Origin of the sequence: Actinomadura madurae (assembly GCF_900115095.1) — a bacterium.
GTDB lineage: Bacteria > Actinomycetota > Actinomycetes > Streptosporangiales > Streptosporangiaceae > Spirillospora > Spirillospora madurae.
On sequence record NZ_FOVH01000001.1, the window covers coordinates 886,550 to 910,765 of the forward strand.

Annotated in this window: 15 protein-coding genes; 9 read left to right on the forward strand and 6 right to left on the reverse strand. The window is 73.1% G+C overall.

Annotation, left to right across the window (positions count from 1 at the left end; translation table 11 throughout):
- Positions 1–39 precede the first annotated feature (39 nt).
- The 6 genes from polA (at position 40) to coaE (ending at position 9,351) form a co-directional block, all read left to right on the forward strand.
- Positions 40–2,730, forward strand: a complete 2,691-nt coding sequence (polA, locus tag BM339_RS04210; protein ID WP_075019927.1) for a DNA polymerase I — start codon at positions 40–42, stop codon at positions 2,728–2,730.
- A 396-nt stretch (positions 2,731–3,126) separates the two neighbouring features.
- Entirely contained in the window at positions 3,127–4,206 is a 1,080-nt protein-coding gene (locus tag BM339_RS04215) for a polysaccharide deacetylase family protein (protein ID WP_256255209.1), read from the forward strand.
- Between the two features lie 237 nt (positions 4,207–4,443).
- Positions 4,444–5,922: a 30S ribosomal protein S1 gene (gene rpsA / locus BM339_RS04220; RefSeq protein WP_075019929.1), complete on the forward strand. Its 1,479-nt coding sequence runs from the start codon at positions 4,444–4,446 to the stop codon at positions 5,920–5,922.
- 230 nt (positions 5,923–6,152) lie between these two features.
- On the forward strand, positions 6,153–8,105 hold the full coding sequence (locus tag BM339_RS04225) for an endonuclease/exonuclease/phosphatase family protein (protein ID WP_024936538.1): 1,953 nt from the start codon (positions 6,153–6,155) through the stop codon (positions 8,103–8,105).
- A gap of 138 nt (positions 8,106–8,243) precedes the next feature.
- A complete protein-coding gene (locus tag BM339_RS04230; protein WP_021600180.1) occupies positions 8,244–8,735 on the forward strand; it encodes a GNAT family N-acetyltransferase in 492 nt (163 codons plus the stop codon).
- 16 nt (positions 8,736–8,751) lie between these two features.
- Positions 8,752–9,351: a dephospho-CoA kinase gene (gene coaE, locus BM339_RS04235; protein ID WP_075019930.1), complete on the forward strand. Its 600-nt coding sequence runs from the start codon at positions 8,752–8,754 to the stop codon at positions 9,349–9,351.
- Here the strand turns inward: coaE and BM339_RS04240 are convergent.
- Entirely contained in the window at positions 9,348–15,200 is a 5,853-nt protein-coding gene (locus tag BM339_RS04240; protein ID WP_075019931.1) for a WD40 domain-containing protein, read from the reverse strand. The genes coaE and BM339_RS04240 overlap by 4 nt on opposite strands.
- A gap of 68 nt (positions 15,201–15,268) precedes the next feature.
- Between BM339_RS04240 and BM339_RS04245 the strand changes: the two genes are divergently transcribed.
- Positions 15,269–16,495: an ArsB/NhaD family transporter gene (locus tag BM339_RS04245; protein ID WP_075020144.1), complete on the forward strand. Its 1,227-nt coding sequence runs from the start codon at positions 15,269–15,271 to the stop codon at positions 16,493–16,495.
- 9 nt (positions 16,496–16,504) lie between these two features.
- Here the strand turns inward: BM339_RS04245 and BM339_RS04250 are convergent, their stop codons facing one another.
- The 3 genes from BM339_RS04250 to BM339_RS04260 are packed head-to-tail and all read right to left on the reverse strand — an operon-like array spanning position 16,505 to position 19,149.
- On the reverse strand, positions 16,505–17,407 hold the full coding sequence (locus tag BM339_RS04250; protein ID WP_075019932.1) for an inositol monophosphatase family protein: 903 nt from the start codon (positions 17,405–17,407) through the stop codon (positions 16,505–16,507).
- 26 nt (positions 17,408–17,433) lie between these two features.
- Positions 17,434–18,114, reverse strand: coding sequence for a hypothetical protein (locus BM339_RS04255; RefSeq protein WP_075019933.1), 681 nt, complete (start codon positions 18,112–18,114; stop codon positions 17,434–17,436).
- Between the two features lie 21 nt (positions 18,115–18,135).
- Positions 18,136–19,149 carry a hypothetical protein gene (locus BM339_RS04260; RefSeq protein ID WP_021598742.1) on the reverse strand — a complete coding sequence of 338 codons (1,014 nt, stop codon included), beginning with the start codon at positions 19,147–19,149 and terminating at the stop codon, positions 18,136–18,138.
- Positions 19,150–19,285: 136 nt separating this feature from the next.
- On the opposite strand from BM339_RS04260, the gene BM339_RS04265 reads away from it, so the two are divergent.
- Entirely contained in the window at positions 19,286–20,437 is a 1,152-nt protein-coding gene (locus tag BM339_RS04265; protein ID WP_075019934.1) for a sensor histidine kinase, read from the forward strand.
- A gap of 87 nt (positions 20,438–20,524) precedes the next feature.
- Entirely contained in the window at positions 20,525–22,642 is a 2,118-nt protein-coding gene (gene uvrB, locus BM339_RS04270) for an excinuclease ABC subunit UvrB (RefSeq protein WP_021598744.1), read from the forward strand.
- Here uvrB and BM339_RS51145 read toward each other — a convergent pair.
- Together BM339_RS51145 and BM339_RS04280 are read right to left on the reverse strand one after the other, a co-directional pair.
- On the reverse strand, positions 22,635–23,471 hold the full coding sequence (locus tag BM339_RS51145) for a GNAT family N-acetyltransferase (protein ID WP_075019935.1): 837 nt from the start codon (positions 23,469–23,471) through the stop codon (positions 22,635–22,637). The genes uvrB and BM339_RS51145 overlap by 8 nt on opposite strands.
- A gap of 69 nt (positions 23,472–23,540) precedes the next feature.
- The gene (locus tag BM339_RS04280; RefSeq protein WP_052357968.1) at positions 23,541–24,113 is read right to left on the reverse strand and encodes a hypothetical protein; all 573 of its coding nucleotides are present in this window, start codon (positions 24,111–24,113) and stop codon (positions 23,541–23,543) included.
- Positions 24,114–24,216: the final 103 nt, after the last annotated feature.

Below are 24,216 nucleotides of genomic sequence, written 5' to 3' on the forward strand. Positions count from 1 at the left end.
CTCCACAAAACTGTCGTACGCGCAGACTAGAGTCCTGGTGTGGTGACTACGGCAACGACCCCTGACAAGCGTGACCGGCTCCTCCTGCTGGACGGGCATTCCCTGGCCTACCGGGCGTTCTTCGCGTTGCCCGTGGAGAACTTCTCCACCACCGACGGGCAGCCGACCAACGCCGTGTACGGCTTCACCTCGATGCTCATCAACGTCCTGCGCGACGAGCAGCCGACCCACATCGCGGTGGCGTTCGACCGCTCCGAGCCGACGTTCCGGCACGAGCAGTACGTCGAGTACAAGGCGGGGCGGCAGAAGACGCCGGACGAGTTCCGCAGCCAGGTCAGCCTGATCTTCGAGGTGCTGGACGCGCTGCGCATCCCGCGCCTGTCGGTCGCCGGGTTCGAGGCCGACGACATCATCGCCACGCTGTCCGTCCAGGCCACGCGGGCGGGCCTGCGGACCCTCATCGTCACCGGCGACCGCGACGCGTTCCAGCTCGTCAACGACGACGTCACGATCCTCTACCCCGTTCGCGGCGTGTCCGAGCTGTCCCGGATGGACCCGGCCGCCGTCGAGGCGAAGTACGGCGTCCCGCCCGAGCGGTACCGCGAGCTCGCCGCGCTGGTGGGGGAGAGCAGCGACAACCTGCCCGGCGTCCCGGGGGTCGGCCCGAAGACCGCCGCGAAGTGGCTCACCAAGTACGGCGACCTCGACACCCTCGTCGCCCGGGTGGAGGAGATCAAGGGCAAGGCCGGCGACAACCTGCGCGAGCACCTCGCCGGCGTGCTGCGCAACCACCAGATCAACAAGCTCGACACCGAGGTCGGCCTGGAGCTGACGCCGCCGCAGCTCACCATGGGCCAGTGGGACCGCGAGGAGATCCACACCCTGTTCGACTCGCTGCAGTTCCGGGTGCTCCGCGAGCGGCTGTACTCCTCGATCTCCGCGGCCGAGCCCGAGGCCGACGAAGGATTCGACGTCGAGGTGGAGGCGCTGGAGCCCGGCGCGCTCGGCACCTGGCTGGAGGCCAACACCGGCGAGCGGACCGGCATCGCCGTCACCGGCGCCTGGGGCCGCGGCACCGGGGAGATCACCGCGCTGGCGCTGGCGTCCAAGAAGGGCCCGGCCGTCCACATCGACCCCGCCGAGCTGGTCGAGGACGACGAGCGCGCCCTCGCCGCCTACCTCGCCGACCCGGCCCGCCCCAAGACGATCCACGAGGCCAAGGGCCCGATGCTGGCGCTCGCCGCGCGCGGCATGCGGCTGGAGGGCGTCACCAGCGACACCGCCCTCGCCGCCTACCTCGCGCTGCCGGGCCAGCGGACCTTCGACCTCGCCGACCTCGTCCTGCGCTACCTCCACCGCGAGCTGCGCAGCGAGACCGAGGACTCGGGCCAGCTCACCCTGGACGGCTCCGGCGAGGAGGAGGCGGCCGAGGCCCTCGCGGTCCGCGCGCGCGCCGTCGCCGAGCTGGCCGACGTCCTCGACAGGGACCTCGACAAGCGCGGCGCCACCCGCCTCCTGCACGAGGTCGAGCTGCCGCTCGTCGGCGTCCTGGCCGACATGGAGCGCGCGGGCATCGCCGTCGACACCGACCACCTCGCCGGGCTGTCGGCCTCCCTGGGCGGCCAGGTCAAGGAGCAGGAGCAGCAGGCCCACGCCGCCGTCGGCCACGACTTCAACCTGGGCTCGCCGAAGCAGGTCCAGCAGGTCCTGTTCGACGAGCTGAACCTGCCCAAGACCAAGCGCACCAAGACCGGCTACACCACCGACTCCGAGGCCCTGACGACCCTCCTGGAGAAGGAGCCGCACCCCGTCCTGGAGCACATCCTGCGCTGGCGGGAGGTGGCCAAGCTCAAGAGCATCGTCGACTCGCTCATCCCGATGGCCGACGACGCCGGGCGCATCCACACCACGTTCAACCAGATGATCGCCGCCACCGGGCGCCTGTCGTCCACCGACCCGAACCTGCAGAACATCCCGATCCGCACCGCCGAGGGGCGGCAGATCCGCGAGGCCTTCGTCGTCGGCGAGCCCTACGAGTCCCTCCTCACCGCCGACTACTCGCAGATCGAGCTGCGCATCATGGCGCACCTGTCCGAGGACGAGGCGCTCCTGGAGGCGTTCGGCTCCGGCGCCGACTTCCACACCATCACCGCGTCCCGCGTCTTCGGCCTGCCGCCCGAGCAGATCGACTCCGAGCTGCGCGCCCGCATCAAGGCGATGAACTACGGCCTCGCCTACGGCCTGTCCGCCTACGGCCTGTCCCAGCAGCTCCGGATCTCCCCGGACGAGGCCCGCGGCCTCATGGAGGAGTACTTCGAGCAGTTCGGCGGCGTCCGCGACTACCTGCGCGACATCGTCGCCAAGGCCCGCCAGGAGGGCTACACCGAGACGATCCTCGGCCGCCGCCGCTACCTGCCCGACCTCACCTCCGACAACCGGCAGCGCCGCGAGATGGCCGAGCGGATGGCCCTCAACGCCCCCATCCAGGGCTCCGCCGCCGACATCATCAAGGTGGCGAGCCTCAACGTCGACCGCGCCCTGCGCGCCGCCGGCCTCGCCTCCCGGATGCTCCTGCAGGTCCACGACGAGCTCGTCTTCGAGGTCGCCCCTGGCGAGCTGGACGAGCTCAAGGCCCTGGTCAGCGCCGAGATGGCCGGCGCCTACGCGCTCCGCGCGCCCCTCAGCGTCTCCATGGGCACCGGCCGCACCTGGCAGGACGCGGCGCACTGATTTTTCTGCGTTTCTCTCCTCCTTCGGGCGCTGGGCGCCCTCCATCGTCGAGAAACGCGGGCGATCGCTGCATCGCTCCGGCTCGCCTAGCGGCTCGCTGCGCGATCAGGGTCTCGCTTCGCTCGTCCCTGCCTTCGGACGCGATCGCAACCATTCCGCTCGTCGCGTGGTTGCTGCGGTGGCCGGGGTTGTCGGGGTAGTGGGCGCTCCATAAATCGGACTTGGTGGGATGCGGGTCTGGGTGGGTGTGGGCCGTGGGGATCATGTGGGTACGCCAGTGGGTGTCCGTAGATGTCCAGGGAGTCGTACGCTGGCCCCCTGGTCCTGTTCGGGTCTACCGGCGGGGGTAACGTGCCGCTCCTTCACAAGATCGCTGGAGTTGTGATCGCCTGCGCCGTGGTCCTGGGGCTGACGCTTCCCGGGGACCGGAGGGGACGCGAGAAGGAGGACACGGCCGGGCGCACCGGCGCCGCGTCCGGGGCCACGCCGGCCGCCCAGGCGGCCGGGGCCGGGAGGACGCCCGCGCCGGGGCCGTCGGCGAGCGGGTCGCCGTCGGTGGCGGCCACCGCGCCGATCCTCGCGGCGGCGCCGGCCGCGGTGGCGGCCAAGGCGAACGAGCTGGGGCAGGTCCCGGTGCTGATGTACCACCGGATCCTGAAGAAGCCGGAGCTGTCGCTGGACCGCACGACCAAGGAGCTCTACGACGAGCTGACCGGCCTCGCCAAGGACGGCTACTACCCGATCACGGCGGCGGAGTTCGTCGGCGGGAGGTTCGACGTGCCGGCCGGCAAGCACCCGGTGGTCCTGACGTTCGACGACAGCACGCCCGGCCACTTCGCGCTCGACGCGCAGGGCAACCCGGCGCCGGACACCGCCGTCGCGATCCTCACGCAGGTCGCCCGGGAGAACCCGGGGTTCCGGCCGGTGGCGACGTTCTACCTGAACAAGGACCTGTTCGGGATGCAGGACGCGCAGGCCACCGCGGGACTGAAGTGGCTGGCGCAGCACGGGTTCGAGATCGGCAACCACACGGTGTCCCACCCGAATCTCGGCGGCATGTCCGAGAAGCAGGTGCACAAGGAGATCGGGGACATGGAGGACCGGATCGTCCGGCTCACCGGGACCCACACGACCACGTTCGCCTACCCGTTCGGGGCCGTGCCGAAGAAGAAGACGTGGGCCGAGAAGCAGGACGGGCGCTACGCCTTCCAGGGGCTCTTCCTCGCGGGCTGGAAGCCCGCCCTGTCCCCGTTCGACGACGACTTCGACCGCTGGAACATCGACCGGGTCCGCTCCGAGGGCAAGATCAAGGAGAACGACTGCACGCGGTACTGTTCCACCGCGTGGCTCGAATACCTGGACAAGAACCCCGATGAGCGGTACACATCTGACGGTGACCCGAACACCGTGACGTTTCCCAAGGCGGCCGAGGACCGGCTCGCCAAGGAGTACCGGGCGAAGGCGCGGATGTACTGATCGCGGCCGTCCCTGTGGATTGACCACGAGAGATCGGTCCCATATCCTGATCGCTGCGCTGTGGGCCTGCGCGCGCTTCGGACGGAGCAGGCTCGCGCTCGGTCAGGTCGGCGACAACGGTTCGGTGTACTGACGCGGCGGCGACCGCGTTCCAATCCGGTCTTCGGCAGGGCGGAAAACGGCCCTCCGCGCACAACCCCATACGACTTCCATGTCCGTACCGGAGCCAGCCGACACATGACGAGCAGCACCGAGGCCACCTCGACCACCCCGCAGGTAGCGGTCAACGACATCGGGTCCGAGGAAGCCTTCCTCGCGGCGATCGACGAGACCATCAAGTACTTCAACGACGGCGACATTGTCGAAGGCACTGTCGTCAAGGTCGATCGTGACGAGGTCCTCCTCGACATCGGCTACAAGACCGAGGGCGTCATCCCCTCGCGCGAGCTGTCCATCAAGCACGACGTGGACCCGAACGAGGTCGTCTCCACCGGAGACCACGTCGAGGCCCTCGTCCTCCAGAAGGAGGACAAGGAGGGCCGGCTGATCCTGTCCAAGAAGCGCGCCCAGTACGAGCGCGCCTGGGGCACGATCGAGAAGATCAAGGACGAGGACGGCATCGTCACCGGCACGGTCATCGAGGTCGTCAAGGGCGGTCTCATCCTCGACATCGGCCTGCGCGGCTTCCTGCCCGCGTCGCTCGTCGAGATGCGCCGCGTGCGCGACCTGCAGCCCTACGTGGGCCGCGAGCTCGAGGCCAAGATCATCGAGCTGGACAAGAACCGCAACAACGTGGTGCTGTCCCGCCGCGCCTGGCTGGAGCAGACGCAGAGCGAGGTCCGCCAGACCTTCCTCAACACCCTGCAGAAGGGCCAGGTCCGCAAGGGCGTCGTGTCCTCGATCGTCAACTTCGGCGCGTTCGTCGACCTCGGCGGCGTCGACGGGCTCGTGCACGTCTCCGAGCTGTCCTGGAAGCACATCGACCACCCGTCCGAGGTCGTCGAGGTCGGCCAGGAGGTCACGGTCGAGGTCCTGGACGTCGACATGGAGCGCGAGCGCGTCTCCCTGTCGCTCAAGGCGACCCAGGAAGACCCGTGGCAGCAGTTCGCCCGCACCCACCAGATCGGCCAGGTCGTGCCGGGCCGCGTCACCAAGCTGGTGCCGTTCGGCGCGTTCGTCCGGGTCGAGGAGGGCATCGAGGGCCTGGTGCACATCTCCGAGCTGGCCGAGCGCCACGTGGAGATCCCCGAGCAGGTCGTCCAGGTCGGCGACGAGATCTTCGTGAAGATCATCGACATCGACCTCGACCGGCGCCGCATCAGCCTGTCGCTCAAGCAGGCCAACGAGGGCGCCGCCGGGATCGAGGAAGAGGACTTCGACCCGACCCTGTACGGCATGCCCGCCGAGTACGACGACCAGGGGAACTACAAGTACCCCGAGGGCTTCGACGCAGACACCGGCGAGTGGCTGGAGGGCTTCGACGAGCAGCGCGAGACGTGGGAGCGGCAGTACGCCGAGGCCCGCGCCCGCTTCGACGCCCACCGCAAGCAGATCGAGGAGGCCCGCAAGGCCGAGGCCGAGGCGGGCGCCGAGCCCGCGGCCACCGGCGGCGAGACCTCCTACTCCGGCGGCGGCGAGAGCGAGTCCGGCGGTGGCGCCCTGGCCACCGACGAGGCGCTCGCGGCGCTGCGGGAGAAGCTCTCCGGCGGCCAGTGACGGCCCGCTGACGCGCGCCCGCCGCGCCCGGCCGCTCCGGCGGCCCCGCGCGGCGAGCCGGTGAACGTCCCGGACACGGCCGGAGAACGATCTTCTGGATCGGCCTCCGGCCGTGCTCGGTTTGCGTCACGATGGCCTCCGGCGGCGACACCTGGTCGCCGGCGCAGGCGCAGCCCAGGCGCGTCCGCCAATCCCGCAGGTCCGCTCGTCCCCCGGGAGCACTCGTTCAATTGGCCAGCACAGACGTAGGCACGAGGACAGGCGGCCCCGCCGCGGCCGGACCCTCGATCGTCCCGCAGGGCCCCGCCAGGCTCGCGCTGATCGCGGTCACCGTCGCGGTCCTCGCGCAGACCCTGCGGTTCTCGCTGCCCCAGCTCGACCACTTCGCCGACCAGACCGGCACCGCGGCGGCGGCCGTGGGGGTCGCGGTCATCTACCTCGCCGGGTTCGCCGCGCCGCTGATCCGCCGCGCCGCCGGCCCCCGCGCGCTGCTGCTCACCGGCATCGGCGGCCTGTTCGCCGTCCGGCTCCTCGCGCAGGCCATCGACCCGCGCACCTGGCTGGCGTTCGCCGGCACCGCCATCGGCATGATCGCCGTCGCGGCGCTGTACGAGGGCGCCCGCGGCCTGTCCGGCGTCGGCTTCGCCACGGCCACCGTCGCGGGCCTGTCCATCGACGCCGCCGTGCGGATGTGCTTCGCCACGTGGGATCCGGTGTGGCGGGACGGCGTGGGCCCCTGGCTGGCGTGCCTGGTGTTCGTCGCGGTCGGCGCCGCCGCGCTCTACCGGGAGCTGGCGTCCGGTCCCGTCACCGCGCCCGGGATCTCCTGGCGGGACGCGATCGGCGCCGCCGCGTTCGGGCCGTTCCTCGCGCTGCAGGTCCTCGTCCTGTCCAGCCCCGCGTTCATCGCCTCGTCCGGCTGGCAGTCGCTGACCGGCGCGCACATCGCGATCGTCGCCGGGCAGGGCCTCGCCCTGGCGTTCCTGGCGTCGGGGCTCGCCGTGCGCGCGGTGCCGGGCGGCGTCTGCGTGTTCGGCGGGACGCTGCTCGGGGTCGGGGCCGGCGCCGTCGCCGGGACGTACGCGCTCTCCGGCGTCGAGGTCGTCCCCATCGTGATCGTCGGGCAGGTGCTGTCGGCGTGGCTGCTCGCGGTGGCGTGCCGGGCGCCGCTGCGCCGCTCCGGGGCCGGCGGGCCGGTGTGGCGGGTCGACGCTGGCGCCGCGCTCGGCGGCCTGCTCATCGCCGCGATCCTGATCCCGTACCAGATCAGCGCCGTGTCGCCGCTGCCGTTCCCGAACAACGTGCTGCCGGGCCTCGCCGGGATCCTGCTCGGGGCCCTCGCCGCCTTCGCGGCGGCCCGCGGCGGCCCGCTGCCCGCCCGCGCGCCGCTGCGCGCGCTGACCGCCGGCGCCGCCGCGCTGGCGCTGCTGATCGGCACGCTGGTGTTCACCGTGGCCGCCCCGGACGGGGACGCCCCGGCGGCGCCCGCCAACGGCCAGGTTCGGGTGCTCAGCTACAACATCCACGACGCGGTCAACCAGTCGGGGCGGCTCGACCCGGAGGGCATCGCCCGCGTCATCGAGGGGCAGCGCGCCCAGGTCGTCCTGCTGCAGGAGGCCGGGCGGGGATCGCTGCTGTCCGGCACCACCGACGTCGGCGTGTGGCTGTCGCGGCGCCTCGGCATGAAGCTGATCTGGGGCCCCGCCGCCGACGGGCAGTTCGGCAACGCGATCCTGACGTCGCTTCCGGTGCGCAGCTCCGGGACGGGCCGGATGCGCAAGGGCGACTGGTCGCAGATCCGCGGCTACGTGTGGGCCCGGCTCGCTGTCGGGAGGACCACGATGGACGTGTGGTCGACGCACCTGGAGGGCGGCGACGACCAGGTCGACGAGCGCCTCCGGTCGATCGCGACGCTGCTGCGGGCCTGGGGCGGGGCGCCCCGCACCCTCATCGGCGGCGACTTCAACGCGGGCGCCGGCAGCCGCGAGCTGACCGCGATGACCGACGGCACCGACCTGCGCAACACCGCGATCGGCGGCGAGGGGTACCCGACCAGGTCCGACGGCGCCAGCACCGACTGGGTCTTCGGGTCGGACGGGGTGCTCGTCACCGACTACGGGGTGCCCGAGTCGGACGCGTCCGATCACTATCCGGTGGCGGTGACGGTCCGGATCGGGCGGTGAGAGCCGTCCGCCACTAGGGTCGTCGGATGAGCGAAGCGAACCGGGGGGTGTGGGGGGTCGTCCCCCCACCGGGAGACGGCGTATGAGCGAAGCGAACCGGGGGGTGCCGGGGGCCGGCCCCCCGCCGGGAGAGGGCCCATGGACGAGCTGACGGTCGTGATCGAGCGTGCGGGCCCCGGCGACGCGGGCGAGCTGATGACCGTCCAGCGGGCCGCGTACGTCGCCGAGGCGCAGCTGTACGGCGACCCGTTCATCCCGCCGCTGGTCGAGTCCGGCGAGCAGCTGCGGAAGGTGCTCGCGGGCGACGCCGTGGTGCTGAAGGCGATGCTCGGCGGGCGCCTCGTCGGCGCCGTCCGCGCCCAGTTCAGCGACCACACCTGCCTGGTGGGGCGGCTCGTGGTCGTCCCGGACCTGCAGGGCCGCGGCATCGGGCGGCGGCTGATGGCGGCGCTGGAGCAGGAGGTCGCCGGCCGCGCCGACGCGTGCGTGCTGTTCACCGGCCACCTGAGCGAGGCGAATCTTCGCCTGTACCGCCGCCTCGGCTACAGCGAGACGCACCGGGAGCGCGTCGCCGCGCACCTGACGCTCGTCCACATGCGCAAGCCCCTCGTCCCGGCGGCGAAGGCCTGACGGCTAGGGTGAGCCCGTGCTGAAAGTGGGACTCACCGGCGGGATCGGCTCGGGCAAGAGCGAGGTGTCGGCGCGCCTGGAGCGGCACGGCGCGCTGGTCATCGACGCCGACAAGATCGCCCGCGAGGTCGTCGAGCCGGGCACCCCGGGCCTGGCCGCCGTGGTGGCCGAGTTCGGCGAGGAGGTGCTGCTGCCCTCCGGCGCCCTCGACCGCGAGAAGGTCGGCAAGATCGTCTTCACCGACCCCGAGCGGCTGGCGGCGCTGAACGCGATCGTCCACCCCCTGGTGGGGGAGCGGATGCGGCAGCTGATGGAGGCCGCCCCCGAGGACGCGGTCGTCGTTTACGACGTTCCCCTCCTCACGGAGAACGGCCTGGCCGACATGTACGACGAGGTGGTCGTCGTGGACGCGCCCGAGGAGACCCAGCTGGACCGCCTGGTGGCCCGCCGCGGCATGACCGAAGAGGACGCCCGAGCCCGCATGGCGAACCAGGCGACCCGCGAGGCCCGCCGCGCGGTGGCCACCCACGTGATCGAGAACAACGGCACCCTGGACGCCCTGAAAACCCAGGTGGACGCCCTCTGGAAGGCCCTGACCCGCCGCGCCGCCTCCTAGAAGGGGGCGTCTAGGGGGAGGCGGTGGACTTCGGGGAGGTAGGGGTCCAGTTCGCCGGGTTCGAAGCGGCACATGCCTACGGCGTACCAGAACTCGGCGGTGGCGTTGCCCTCCCACTTGTAGCGGCCGTCGGGGGCCAGGGCCGCCCAACCCTCGGCCAGGCCTAGCAGTGTCGTGCGGCGGGCGGGGGCCGTGTGGTCGGTGACGTCCCAGAGGATGATGGCGCCGTCGTCGCCGGCGCTGGCCAGGAGGGAGCCGTCCGGGCTGAAGGCGGCCGACCAGATGCGGCGGGTGTGGCCGGCGAGGGTGTGCAGGAGGCGGCCGCTGGAGGGGTTCCACAGGCGGACGACCATGTCGTCGCCCGCGCTGGCGAGCAGGGCCCCGGACGGGTGGAACGCGGTCGTCCAGAGGCGGCCGGCGTGGTCGGCGAGGGTGTGCAGGGCCTCGCCGGTGGTGGGGTCCCAGAGGCGGACGGTGCCGTCGTTGCTCGCGCTGGCGAGGGTCTCGCCGGACGGTGAGAACGCCACCTGGTAGACGCGGTCGGTGTGGCCGCGCAGCACGGCGGTCAGTTCGCCGGTGCGGGGGTGCCACAGCCGGACGAGACCGTCGTCGCAGCCGGTCGCGAGCAGGGCGCCGCCCGGCTGGAAGTCGATGGAGCGGACGCGGCCCCGGTGGTCGGCGAGGTTGACGATCTCGCGGCCGGTCGTCCAGTACCAGAGCCGGACGGAGTCGTCGTCGTTGGCGGTGGCGAGGACGTCGCCCGCGGGGGCGAACGCCTGCGCCCACACGTGGTCGGTCTCCACGTTCAGCTCGCGCTCGAACAGGCCGGTCCCCGCCTGCCACAGGTGGACGCCGCCGTCGTTGGTGGCGGTGGCGAGCTGGGAGTCGCGGGTGTTGAACGAGGCGGCGGTGAGGTTGTCGGCGACGCCGCGCAGCTCGCGGAGCATCCGGCCCGAGCGCGGCTCCCAGAGCCGGACGAGGCCGTCGTTGCCGCTGCCGGCCAGCATGCCGCCGTCGGGGCTGAACGCGACGCCGGTGACGCGGCGGCCGTGGCCGCGCAGCACGGTGCGGCACTGGCCGGTCTCGGCGTCCCAGAGCCGGGCGGTGCCGTCGTTGCTGCTGGTGGCGAGCTGGGCGCCGTCGGGGCGGAACGCGAACGGCCACACGGCGCCGCGGTGGCCGGCGAGTTCCAGGCGCTGCCGCCCGGTCCGCGGGTCCCAGAGCCGGACGGACCCGGCGCTGTCGGCGGTGGCGAGGCGGCCGCCGTCCGGGCTGAACGTCGCCTGGTAGATGCCGCCGCCGTGGCCGGACAGGACGGCCCGCTGCCGGCCGTCCTCCCAGAGGCGGACCGATCCGTCGGTGTCGCCGGTGACGAGCAGGGTGCCGTCCGGGTGGAACGCGATGGCGTAGACGCGCCCGGTGTGGCCGAGGAGCTCCTGCCTGATCTCGCCGGTGCGGATGTCCCAGAGCCGGACGACGCCGGCCTCGTCCCCGGCGGCGAGGAGGGAGCCGTCCGGGTGGAAGACGGCCCGGAACACGGCGCCGCGGTGGCCGGTCAGCTCCCGCAGGAGCGCGCCGGTGGTGAGGTCCCAGACGCGCAGCGTGCCGCCCGAGTCGCCGGTGACCATGAGGGAGCCGGCCGGGTCGAACACGGCGGTGTAGACGGGGGCGGTGTGTCCGGCGAGCTCGTGCAGCGGGACGCCGGACACGATGTCCCAGATGCGGATGGTCCCGTCGGCGGCGCCCGCCGCGACGAGGTCGCCGCCCGCCGCCGAGCGCCCGCCGACGACCACGGGCCACACGCCGTCGGGGTGGACGGCGAGGGTGTGCGTGCCGTGGCCGGTGGCGAGGTCCCACAGCCGGACGGTGCCGTCGGCGGATCCGCTCGCCAGGACGTTGCCCGCCGGGTCGAAGGCGACGGCGTAGGCGCGGTCGGTGTGGCCCTGGAGCGTGCGCAGGGGGGTGCCCGTGACGGCGTCGCAGATGAGGACGCCGCCGTCCTCGCCGCCGATGGCGACGACGGACCCGCCCGGACTGTAGGAGAGGGGCTGCGGGAGCCGGCTGGTCTGGAAGTGGAACCCGTAGGGGACGCCCACCGCGGCCGGGGCGACCTGGATGTCGATGGGGCGGCCGGGCGCGACGGCGGCCTCGCGCAGCTCGGGCGCGGCGGCGATCCGGTCGGGCAGGTCGGCGGCGACGAGCGCGGCGCGGGTCCAGCGGCTGCCGTCCACGGCGACGTCCCGCAGGTCGGCGCGGGCGAGGCGGGCCCGGGACAGGTCGGCGCCGCGCAGGTCGGCGCCGGTCAGCCTGGCCTCGTCCAGGCGCGCGCCCGCCAGCGACGCGTCCCGCAGGACGGCGCGCGACAGGTTCGCGCCGACGAGCTGGGCGTCGGTGAGGTCGGCGCCGGTCAGGTCCACCTCCTGCAGGTCGCGGTAGGACAGGTCCTCGCCCTGCAGGTGCGCGCCGCGCAGGTCGGTGTGCGCGGGCGTGCGCAGCCGCGTGGTGATGCGGATCGCGTTGGCGCGGGCGGTGTCGTCGGCGTCGGGGTCGGCGAGCACGCCGGCCGCCCAGGCCTGGCAGGCGCGGGTGTCGGCGAGGTCGCACAGGAAGTCGACGATCAGCTGGGTCAGGGCGCGGCGGCCCAGCACGGCCGGCGCCGCGCCCCGGGCGAACTCGTCGGCGATGTGCCGCGCGACGAGCCACTCCATCACCGACGTGTGGATGAACCCGAACAGCCCCTCGGGGGTGCGGACGAGCAGGCTGCCCGCGCCGACGGCGTGCGTGACCTGGTGGGACGACATCCGCCCGCCGGCGAGCCCGGTGAGCGTCTCGGCGACGTCGGCCAGCTCGGCGAGGCGCAGGAACTGCTCGTCGCCGTCCCAGAGCCGCAGCGCGAGCGTGCCGACGGCCTGCCACATGGCGTCGCTCTTCAGCCCGGACGGCCCGCCGGCGCCGCCGACCCGCTCGGCCTCGTAGGCGAGCCAGGACGAGAGGATCTCGTGGTACAGGTCGGCCGGGCTGACCGCGCGGCGGGCCTGCGCGACCGCGCGCAGCCGGTCGTCGGGCAGGTCGGCGATGAACGACAGCATCCGGGGGTTGGACGTCAGCGCGAGCAGCTCCTCGATGCCGGTCAGCAGGCCGAGGCGCGCCTCGGCGGCGTCCTCGCTGCCGTACCGGTTCACCAGGTAGGAGCGGACCTGCGGCGGGGTGAACTCCTCCAGGCCGAGGACGCGCCGGTGCGGCAGCACGCCGACCTTCTCGCCGAGGGCGGTCAGCACCTGGGCCTGGGACTCGAAGTGCTGCGTCCGGCTCGCCACGACGACCTTGGCCTTGTCCTGGGCGGCCTGGAGCAGGGTGTCGAGGTGGTCGGCGGCCTGGTCGTAGGTCATCCGCGTCACCAGCTCGTCGAACCCGTCGAAGAGCAGGACGATGCGCCCCTGGCGGAGCATGTAGTGGAACGCCTTGAGGTCGATCAGCTCCTCGCCGTGGTTGGCCAGGTGCGCGGCGACCAGGCCGTCCACCGAGTGCGCCTTGTCGAGGGCCCGCAGCTCGATGAGGATCGGGATGACGTGCGGCAGCTCCTCGGGGATGCGGCGGGCCAGCTCGCGCAGCGCGAACGTCTTGCCGCGGCCGAAGTCGCCGAGGAGCAGCAGGAAGCGCCCGTGGTCCGCGGCGAGCAGCCGCAGCATCTCGCCGACGACGTCCTCGTGGACGTCGGCCGCGGAGCGCTCCTCTTGCGGGCCGGTCTCGGGGCGCAGGCGGTCGAGGTTCCGGTACCGCTGCGGGACGTACAGGGACGGCGGGTACAGGCCTTCCGCGGAGAGCCGCCTGGTCTGGGCGGTCACGTACTCCGACAGGTCGACCAGGCCCTGGAATTCGGTGAGGCTGCGCACGCGGATGCCCCGCCGCAGCGCGTCGTCGCGCACCGACCGCGCGGGGGCCGGCCCCAGGTAGACCAGCTCCGAGCCGTGGTCGGTCCCGTCGGCGTGGACGTGCCGGACGAACGCGTCGACGTCCTCCTCCGTCACCTGCCCCACGTGGGCGCCGATGCGGTACTGGCGGACGAACCCGTCCTCCAGGTGGGTGAGGAGCAGGTGCGGCGGGTCCTGCCGTCCGTCCGGACCGGCGGGTGGGACGACGCGCCGGATGGTCGCCCGCTCGAACCGCGTCTCGCACGCCTCGGTGAGGCGGTCGAGCAGGCGCGCCGTGGGATCGGGGACCGGGTCGGCGCCGTCCTCGGCCCCCGGGCCGAGCTCCGGGGCGGGCGGGGCGGGCGGGACCTCCGTGCGCGAGGGCGGGAACGTTCCGTCCACGTTCGGCCAGGCCCGTTCGAGGCGTTCCGGGCCGCGCCGGGCGGCGGCCTCGGGGATCCACCTCTCCAGGCCGTCCCGGTGCAGGACGATGGTCTGGTGCCGGCCGGGGCCGAGCGCCGGCACGGCCGGGACACCGCCGCCGAGCAGGGGGATCGCGCCGAACTCCGACTCCGTGCCCTGGAAGAACAGGTCGACGTGGCCGCCGAGGAGCGACTCCACCGTCTCGGGGTCGCGCAGCGCGCCGGGCTCGCCGGGGATGGGAGTGTGCTCGATCGCTCCCAGGCGCAGCCAGCCCTCGTCCTCGAAATGCCGGAGCCGCTCGTTGAACCAGGCGGCCTGCGCCTGGCCGACGCGCCCGTACCGGTCCTCCTCGCGGTGCGTCTGCGGCAGGGTCGAGTTGAGCCCGGCCACGACCACCTTCAGGTCGGGGACGGGGAACAGCGTCCACGGCTGGGCGCTGTCGAAGATGAGCGCGTCGATGCCCTGGTAGAACTCCTTGAACAGGTTCGCGTAGTGCCGCCACTTCGGCCAGTACGGCGGCTGCGGCTCGATGTCGTCGGCCTCGCAGCTGGAGAAGTACGCTTGGCAGGCCGCGCGGGTGACGTCGTGGGTCCCCGGCACGACGACGACGCGCTGCGCCTCCAGGCCGAGCAGGGCGCGCAGGCTCGTCAGGAACGACAGCGCCTCGGCGAACTCCTTGCGGCTGCCCGAGTGGGTGATGTTGCCGGTCACGACGAGCAGGTCGGGGCGCGGCACGCCGGCGTCGGCCAGCCGCGTCACGTCGCTCCAGATCCGGTCCTGCAGCTCCGCGGCCGTGGTGGGCTCGCCGGGCTCGGCGAGGGTGCGGCCGAACCGGGGCCCCGACACGTGCAGGACGCTCAGCCGCTCGCGCGGCTCGTCCCCGGCGTCGGCCGCGGGGAACGCCGGCGCGGCGGCGGGGGCCCGGCGGGCGGGACGCTCCCCGGACGGGTCCTGCCGCCCGGGCCCGGACGGCTCCTGGGCGCCCTCAGACGGCTCCAGGCGGCCTGGGAGCGGCGCCGCCCGGCCGGGCGGCGCGGAGCGGCCGCCGGGGAAGCCGGGGCCGTCCAGGGGCCGGGCGTGGCCGGCGAGGGCCTCCCGGATGCGCCGCATCAGCAGGCCCCGCGCCTCGTCCGGGTCGTCGACGCCGACGAGGTCGACGTAGGTGATCGTGGACAGCAGGCCGTCGATCGGGCAGTCCTCGATGCGGACGGTGACGAGCTTGCGCGCCGGGTCGTCCGGGTCGGCCCGCAGCGCCGCCATCCACTCCAGCCGCCCGTACCGGGACCGCAGGTAGTTGCGCGACAGGACCGCCACCACGGCCTTGGCCTCCGAGAGGCCCCGGTCCATGAAGTCGATGAAGTTCGTCCCGGGCACGAAGTCCCACGCCTGCATCATCGTCCGGTGCCCGGCGGCCTCCAGCTGCCAGGCGATCCAGGACGCCCACCGCTCGTCGGCCGGCGAGTAGCTGATGAAGAAGTCGGTCGGGCGCTCCTGGGGGTGGCCGGGGGGAGTCATGCCGCCAGTATCGCGCGGCCGGGCCGCGGACGGCAGCGCGCCGCGGCGCCTATGGGATCATGGCGCGCGTGCAGTCCCCTCGGTCCGAGACCCTGCGCCGCGCCGCCGGCTCGCTCGGGATCCTCGACTGGATCCGCATCGGCGTGCTCGCCGTCGGCGTCGTGTTCGTGGCCACCGGCCTCCTGCCCCCCGCCACGGCCCGCGCCAGCGTGGAGCGGATCGCGCCGCTGCTGCTCTTCCTGTTCAGCGTCATCATCCTGGCGGAGCTGACCAAGGAGGCCGGGGTCTTCGACGCGATCGCGCAGCGGATGGCCCGGGCCGGGCGCGGCAACTACGCGGCGCTCTTCCTGCTGTGCGTGGCGTTCGCCTCGCTCACCACGATCTTCCTCAACCTCGACACGACCGCCGTCCTGCTGACCCCGGTCATGCTGGCGCTGGCGGCGCGCGCGCGGATCGCGACCCTTCCGCTGGCCATGACGACGGTGTGGCTCGCAAACACCGCGAGCCTGCTGCTGCCGGTGTCCAACCTGACCAACCTGCTCGCCGCCGACCGGGTGGCGCTGCAGACCCGCGCGTTCGCCGCCCGTATGTGGGCGCCGCAGCTCGCGGTCCTGGCCGTCACGATGGTCCTGCTGTGGTGGTTCTACTGGCGGAGGCGCATGCGCGGCGAGGACGCCTACGAGCCGCCCGCCCCGGCGCCCATCGGCGACCGGGTCCTGTTCTCCGCCGCCGGGGCGGCGTGCCTGCTGTTCATCGGGGCGATCCTCGGCGGCGTCCACACCGGGATACAGCTCGGCATCGCCGCGACCGTCGCCGCCGCCGTGGCCGTGGCCGCCTTCGCCCTGCGCGACCGGTCGGCCCTCCGCCCGTCGCTCATCCCCTGGCAGCTGATGGTGTTCGTCACCGGGCTGTTCCTCGTCGTGCCCGCCCTGGAGAGGTTCGGGCTGGACGACGTGATGCGCGGCCTGGTCGGCGAGGACGGCGGCCTGGCCGGGGCGTTCCGGGCCGCGTTCGCCGGGGCGGGGCTGTCGAACGTCCTCAACAACCTCCCCGCCTACGTGGCGGGGGAGTCGGCCGTGCCGCCGGCGAACAAGGACCAGCTGCTCTCCCTGCTCACCGGGACGAACGTGGGGCCGGTCATCACCCCGTGGGGGTCGCTGGCCACGCTGCTGTGGTTCGAGTGGTGCCGGCGCTGGGACGTCCGCGTGCCGATCAGGAAGTTCGTGCTCGCGGGCACGGTCCTCGCCGTGACGGGCTGCGCCGCCTCGGTCGGGGCCCTCTGGCTCACCCGGTGAGCCTCCGGTTCACCCCGTGAGGCCGGGCCGGCCCGCGACGCGGGGGCGGCCGTCGTGCCGCCCGGCCTCCGCGGCCGTCTCCAGAAGGCGGTCGAGCAGTTCGGGGCGCGCCGCGACGAAACCGAGCTCGGACGCCGGACGGTCGATCTCCAGCCGGTACGGGCTCCCGTCCAGCCGGCGCAGCTCGGCGCCCGCCTCGGCCGCCAGCAGGGCCCCGGCGGGCAGGTCCACGATCTCCGGCAGGTAGCCGACGATCCCGTCGATGTCGCCGCGCGCCAGCATCGCCCACCCCACCAGCGGCGCCCACAGCTGCAGCATCCGCGCGCACCGGCGCTCCAGGGAGGAGCGCAGGGCGAAGGCGGTCCGGTCGTCCGGCCCGACCGCGTGGCCCTGCGTCCAGGCCAGGACCGGGTTCTTCGCACGTCCCGGGCGCGGGCGGGCGGGCAGCGTGAGCGGCTTCCCGGCCGGCCCGCGCGCGCCCCAGCCGCGCACCGCCGACCACGTCCGCCCCGAGACCGGGTCATGGACGACGCCGAGGACGGGCTCGGCGCGCCAGCACAACGCCAGCCCCACCGCGTAGACGGGCATGCCGATCGCGACGTTGTTGGTGCCGTCCAGCGGATCGACGAGCCACACCATGTCCTCGCCGGGCGCGCCGTCGAGGACGCCGGACTCCTCGGCGATGATGCGGTGCCGCGGGTACGCCGCCCGCAGCAGCCCCAGGATCAGGTCCTCGGCGGCCGTGTCCAGCTCCGTCACGACGTCGCCGCCGGTGCCCTTCGCGCGCACCCCGAGCGGCCCGCCCACGCCCGCGGCGAGCAGGGCGCCCGCCGCCTCGGCCGCCTCCACCGCCACGCGGCGGGCCTCCGAGAGATCGACCGGAAGGGCCTCCGCCGGGGTCGTGGGTCTCATCGGCCTCTCCAGTCGGTCGCGGCGGCCTACCGGCCCGCCGAGCAGTGGGCCGCGGCGATCCTGCGCGCCGAGCGCCGCAGGGCGCGCACGGTGTCGCCATGGTCGGAACGTGAACGGCGCACCTGGTGCGTGGGAACGTCCAGCGGGCCGAGCGACAGGTCGCCGCCGCCCGGGGACTGGCGGCCGAGGGCGATCGTGGCCGCGTCCCTGCCGTCCTCGATGAGCGTGCTGTGGAACACACCCGCGGGCAATGTGTAGGACTCGCCCGTCCGGTGCGTGCTGGACGGGCCCGGCGAGCAGCGGACGGCGCGTCCGGTCGCCGTCAGCTCGTCGACGCCGTCCCGGCTGACGACCTCGAAGATCTGCTGCTCGGCACCGCCGGAGGCGTCGTCGATGTCCATCCGCACATTACGTACCGTCCCGTAAAGGACGAAACTGACAAGGTCCCAGCTGTGGCAGTGCACCGGCGACGTGGTGGACGGGGCGGGCCGCACCTCCGGCGTCCAGATGTGCAGGCACACGCCGAGGTCGCCGCTGCGCTCCACGGGGAGGCACAGGAAGCCGAGCGGGTGCCGCACGGCCGGGGCGGGCGAGCCCTCCGCCGCGGCGCCGTCCAGGATCTCGCCGAGGACGCCCTCCGCCCACGCGGGCAGCGTCCGCGCCGCGGTCCCGGCGCGGATCTGCTCCCGGATCTCCTCGTACCTCACGGCGGCGGCCTCATCCGGTCATCACTCGTACGGGTCCTTGGCGCGCAGCGCCTTGCGGATGATCTCGATGACGTCGCGGTCGGTGTAGGACGGCGCGAGGTCGATTCCGATCACCTCGAAGAGCTTGCGGGCCTCCTCGACCGTGGGCTCGTCGTCCAGCGGGGCCAGCCGGGCCTGCTCGACCGGGACCCGGCGCGCCTGGTCCAGGCTGGTCTGGAGCTCCGCGCTCACCCAGCTGTAGTAGAACTTGCTGCTGTCGACGACCAGCGCCTCGCCGCGCGGGTCGTCGCGGGTGACCACCACGCGGGAGGACGCCAGGTCGTAGCGGAGCGTCGTCATGGTCTGCGCCAGGCCGATGTCGATGTCGAGCATCGCGAACCGCTGCTTGTGCCAGCACGCGGCGAGGAGCGTGGCGTACGCCTCCTTGCGCGTGCGCTCCAGCGTCCACGGCTCGCCGGTCGCGTCCGGGCCGTCCGACACCGACCGGCGGTGCCGCGCGTACGCCTCGCACACCTCCACGTTCGTCGGGTCGAGGATCTCCAGGCGGAACAGCAGGGTCCGCCGCTCCCGCCGGGCCGCGCTCACGCACTCGGGCAGCGTCCGCGCGCGGATGTAGGTCCCCGTCCCGCCCTTGAAGAACCAGCGGTCGGTGTCGCGGCGGGCCTCCGCCAGCACCTGCGCCACCTGGGCCCCGCTGATGACCCGCACGACCGCCGTCTCGTCCAGCGCGCGCTTGGTGTCGGACAGGACGCCCTCGAACGTCTCGATGTGGGCGAGTTTGCCGCTCAGGTCGTCGAGCGTGGCCGAGGACGCGCGCAGCGTGTCGCGGACCTCCGCCTCGACCGGGATCCGCCGCCCGCGGTCGCGCAGCACCGACGTCGCCAGCAGGCCGATCACGGCGAGGATCCCGCTGTTGGTGATCTCGTCCTCGTTCGGCAGGTTCACCCCGAGCCCGAGGATCGCGACGATCACGGCCAGCACGAGCGCGATCACCGCGTCGGCGTTCTTCCCGAACCAGTCGGTGAATCGGGTCATTGTCGGTGGCTACCCCGTCCCAAATCGGCGCGTCGTTCATCGTAACGAGGGGTCATGGGCCGGAAAAGCCCTGCAGGTAAGGGGTTCGCTCACATGTGCGACAATCCGCCCCTCCGGTCGCTATAGGCTCGTCGCCATGCACGTGCGGGGCTGGGTGGCGGGGGCATGGCCCACGCGGCGTTCGCGCGCCTTCGACATCGCGCTGGCCCTCACCCTCGCCATTTTCGACAGCGTCTTCCTGTGGTTCGCGGACCAGATGTTCTGGCTCCCGCCACCGGTCGTGTCGGCCTGCAGCGTCGTCCTCGGGCTGGCCCTGGTGGTGCGGCGCCTCCACCCCGTGGGCCTCACCGTGTTCATGGTGGTGTTCGGCACCGTCACCGGCGCGGGGGTCTTCGCGGCCTTGGTCATCATGTACTCGCTCGCCGCCTACACCACGTCCCGCCGGACGGTGGTGGTGCTCGCGGTCGCCGCCTACGTCGCCGGGCTGGCCTTCCCCTCCCCGACGTCGAACACGGAGAGCTTCCTCGCGCAGTCCATCTTCGGCATCGCGTTCGTGGCCGTCCCCGTCCTGCTCGGCCTCTACATGGGCGCGCGGAAGCAGCTGATCGCATCGCTTCAGGAGCGCACGGCACGGCTCGAACGGGAACAGCACCTGCTCGCGGAGCGCGCGCGGGGCGAGGAGCGCACCCGCATCGCCCGGGAGATGCACGACGTCGTCGCCAACCGGATCAGCGTCATGGTCGTCCACGCGGGCGCGCTCAAGGCGATCGCCGTCCGCGACCCCGCCCGCGCCGCCGAGACGGCCTCCGTCATCGGCGACATGGGGCGCCAGGCGCTGGAGGAGCTGCGCCACGTCATCGGCGTGCTCAGGCAGGGGGAGAACGCCCTCCCGCAGGAGGCCGTGACCCTCGCCCACGTCCGCGAGCTGGTCGACCAGTCCGGCGCCGCCGGGCTCCGCGTCGACCTGGTGATCCGCGGCGACGAGCGCCCGATGCCCGTCGCCGTCGGGCGGACGGTCTACCGCCTCGTCCAGGAGGCACTCACCAACGTGCACAAGCACGCCGGGGCCGCCGACACCCGCGTCGACCTCGGCCTGCTGCCCGAGGCGATCGAGGTGGAGATCGCCAACGAGCCGTCCACGGCCCGGCCCGAACACCGGCTGCCGAGCGGCGGGAACGGCCTGGTCGGGCTGCGCGAGCGGGTCACCGCCCTCGGCGGCAGCTTCGACGCGGGGCCGCGGGAGGGCGGCTACGCCGTCCGCGCCCGGATCCCGCTCCCGGCGTCCTGAGCCGTGCCTGAGCCGCACGGGACGGGAATGTCCCACCCGCTGCATACAGTGGGGGAGCAGGGAGTACGCCGGACCAGGGAGATGCCGATGCGCCCGATCACGGATCTGCGGCGCCGGGTGGCGCCGTTCGAGGTCGTCACCGAGATGACGCCGTCGGGCGACCAGCCGCAGGCGATCGCCGAGCTCACCGCCCGCGTCCAGGGCGGCGAGAAGGACGCCGTGCTGCTCGGCGCCACCGGCACCGGCAAGACCGCCACGATCGCCTGGCTGGTGGAGAAACTGCAGCGGCCCGTCCTCGTCATGCAGCCGAACAAGACCCTCGCCGCCCAGTTCGCCAACGAGCTGCGCGAGATGCTGCCGAACAACGCCGTCGAGTACTTCGTCTCGTACTACGACTACTACCAGCCCGAGGCGTACATCCCGCAGACCGACACCTACATCGAGAAGGACTCCTCGATCAACGACGAGGTCGACCGGCTGCGGCACTCGGCGACCAACTCGCTGCTCACCCGCCGCGACACCGTCGTCGTCGCGTCGGTGTCCTGCATCTACGGCCTCGGCACGCCGCAGGAGTACGTCGACCGGATGGTCCGCCTGCACGTCGGCCAGGAGATCGACCGCGACGACCTGCTCCGCCAGCTCGTCGGCATGCAGTACACCCGCAACGACCTCGCCTTCACCCGCGGCACGTTCCGGGTCCGCGGCGACACCATCGAGATCATCCCGCAGTACGAGGAGCTCGCCGTCCGCATCGAGATGTTCGGCGACGAGATCGAGAAGCTCGCCACCCTGCACCCGCTCACCGGCGAGCTGATCACCGAGGACGACGAGCTGTACGTCTTCCCCGCCTCCCACTACGTCGCCGGGCCCGAGCGGATGGAGCGGGCCATCCGCGACATCGAGGCCGAGCTGGAGGAGACCCTCGCCGTCATGGAGCGGCAGGGCAAGATGCTGGAGGCGCAGCGGCTGCGCATGCGCACCGCCTACGACATCGAGATGATGCGCCAGGTCGGCACCTGCTCCGGCATCGAGAACTACTCCCGGCACATCGACGGCCGCGGCCCCGGCAGCGCCCCCAACACCCTCCTCGACTACTTCCCGGAGGACTTCCTCCTCGTCATCGACGAGTCCCACCAGACCGTCCCGCAGATCGGCGCCATGTACGAGGGCGACGCGTCCCGCAAGCGGATGCTGGTCGAGCACGGGTTCCGGCTGCCGTCCGCCATGGACAACCGGCCGCTCAAGTGGGAGGAGTTCCTCGACCGGATCGGCCAGACCGTCTACCTGTCGGCGACGCCCGGCCCTTACGAGATGAACCGCGTCCAGGGCGACGTCGTCGAGCAGGTCATCCGCCCCACCGGCCTCATCGACCCCGAGATCGTCGTCAAGCCCACCAAGGGCCAGATCGACGACCTGATCCACGAGATCCGCGAGCGCACCGAGCGCGACGAGCGCGTCCTCGTCACCACGCTCACCAAGAAGATGGCCGAGGACCTCACCGACTACCTCCTGGAACTCGGCATCCAGGTCCGCTACCTGCACAGCGAGGTCGACACGCTGCGCCGCATCGAGCTGCTCCGCGAGCTGCGCGCCGGCGAGTTCGACGTCCTCGTCGGCATCAACCTGCTGCGCGAGGGCCTCGACCTGCCCGAGGTCTCCCTCGTCGCGATCCTGGACGCCGACAAGGAGGGGTTCCTGCGCTCCGAGACGTCCCTCATCCAGACGATCGGCCGCGCGGCCCGCAACGTGTCCGGCCAGGTGCACATGTACGCCGACACGGTCACGCCGTCCATGGAACGGGCGATCGACGAGACGAACCGGCGCCGCGCCAAGCAGCGTGCCTACAACGAGGAGCACGGCATCGAGCCGCAGGCCCTCCGCAAGCGCATCGCCGACATCCTCGACTCCCTGGCCCGCGAGGACGCCGACACCGAGACCCTCATCGGCGGCGCCGGGCGCCAGCAGTCCCGCGGCAAGGCCCCCGTCCCGGGCCTCGCGTCCCGCACCAAGGAGGTCGGCCGGCACGCCGCCGACCTCGTCGGAGAGCGGCCCCGCGAGGAGCTGGAGGCCCTGATCGAGCAGATGACCGACCAGATGCACCAGGCCGCCACCGACCTGCAGTTCGAGCTGGCGGCCCGCCTCCGCGACGAGATCAAGGAGCTCAAGCGGGAGCTGCGCGACATGAAGGAGGCCGGCGTCAGGTGAACGCCAGCACCACCCGGTCCTCCACCGGCCGGTAGCCGAGCCGCCGGTAGACGCCGTTGCTCGTCGGGTTCCCGAGGTCGGTGAACAGCACGACGTCGGCGGCGCCGGCGTCCTGCGCGTCCCGGGTCGCCGCCGCGGTGACCGCGGCGCCGTAGCCGCGGCGGCGGTGCCCGGCCGGCGTGTACACGGGCGCCACCCGCGCCATCCCGCCGACGGCGGGGGTCCGCCCGGCCATCGCCACCGGGCGGCCGCCGGCCTCCCACAGCAGGACGCCGCCCGCGCGGAGCCGCCCGTCGACCATCGCCGTGTTCACCTCGCCGTGCTCGCCGACGTCCCGGTGGAACGCCGCGAACCAGTCCAGCACCAGGCCCCGGTCGGCGTCCCCCGCGACGCGCGCGGCGCCGTCCGGTGCCGGGTCGGGCGCCTCCAGCTTCCCCAGCCGGTAGAGGCGCTGCCGCATCACCACCCGTGACGCCGCCCCCGTCCGGGCGGTCCACGCCCCCGCGAACGCCTCGGCGGCGCGGGGCGCCCCGTTGGCCCCCCGCACGGTCGCGCCCCGCGCGGCGAGCGCGTCCGCGAGGTCCCGCGCGGCGCCGTCCGGCATCGCGCTCAGCATCGGCGGGTTCGCGCCGGCCCACAGGACGGCGGCCGCGACCCGCCCGTCCCGCGGCCACCATCCGAACAGCGCGCCCTCGTAGAGGCCGGGTCCCTGCTTCCGCATCGCCTCGATCACGGTGAGCGCGACGGTGTTGCGGACGGGGTCGGCCCGCAGGAAGCCGCCCGCCCGCGCGCGGAACTCTTCGAGATCACTGGTCAGCGTCCAGGCCATGCCCCAGCATCACCGCGGTCCGCCCGGCACCGCATCCGCTTTTCCGGCGGGCGCGGCGTCCTGTCCCGGTCACGACCGCGCCCTCCTCCGCCGGAGGTAGAAGGCGGCGGTGGCGACGGCGAGCAGCGGGCCCCACGCCAGGAGCGGCCCGTAGGACACGATGAACAGGCCGAGCCGCCACCCTTCTATGTACACCGTGCTCCCGTCCGGCGCGGTGAAGGTGTCGAACCCGGGCACGCGCGAGGAGGTGAGGAGGATCAGGAGCAGCGCGCCGATGCCCGCGGGCAGGACGGCCGCCGTGGTCGGCACCCGGCGGCCGCCGACGAGGGGCATCCAGGACGGGAACACCTCGCCCCACCGGCTCACCAGTCCCACCGCCAGGAAGGCGAGGAACTCGCTGACGATGCTCAGCAGGATCGTGTACGACCACATCGGCACCCAGCCGGGCACGTCGCCGTGCGTGTCGCCGTCGCTCGGCATGAGCGGGCCGATCGGCGCGCCGAAGCCCAGCGCGATCCGCCAAATGCAGGACGGCAGCACGACCAGGCTGGCGCCGTAGGCGGCCCACACCGCCCACCGCGGCGCACCGTCGACGGTCCTTCCGTGCACGCGCCGGACGAGCGACACAGCGTTCCCTGCCATTGATCAGGCCCTTCTCGTCCTCGGGGATCGTTCAGAGCAAGTGAACGACCACCCGCAAGACCGAGACCTCCCTCCCACGGGTGATCCAACTCCCCACCCAGAC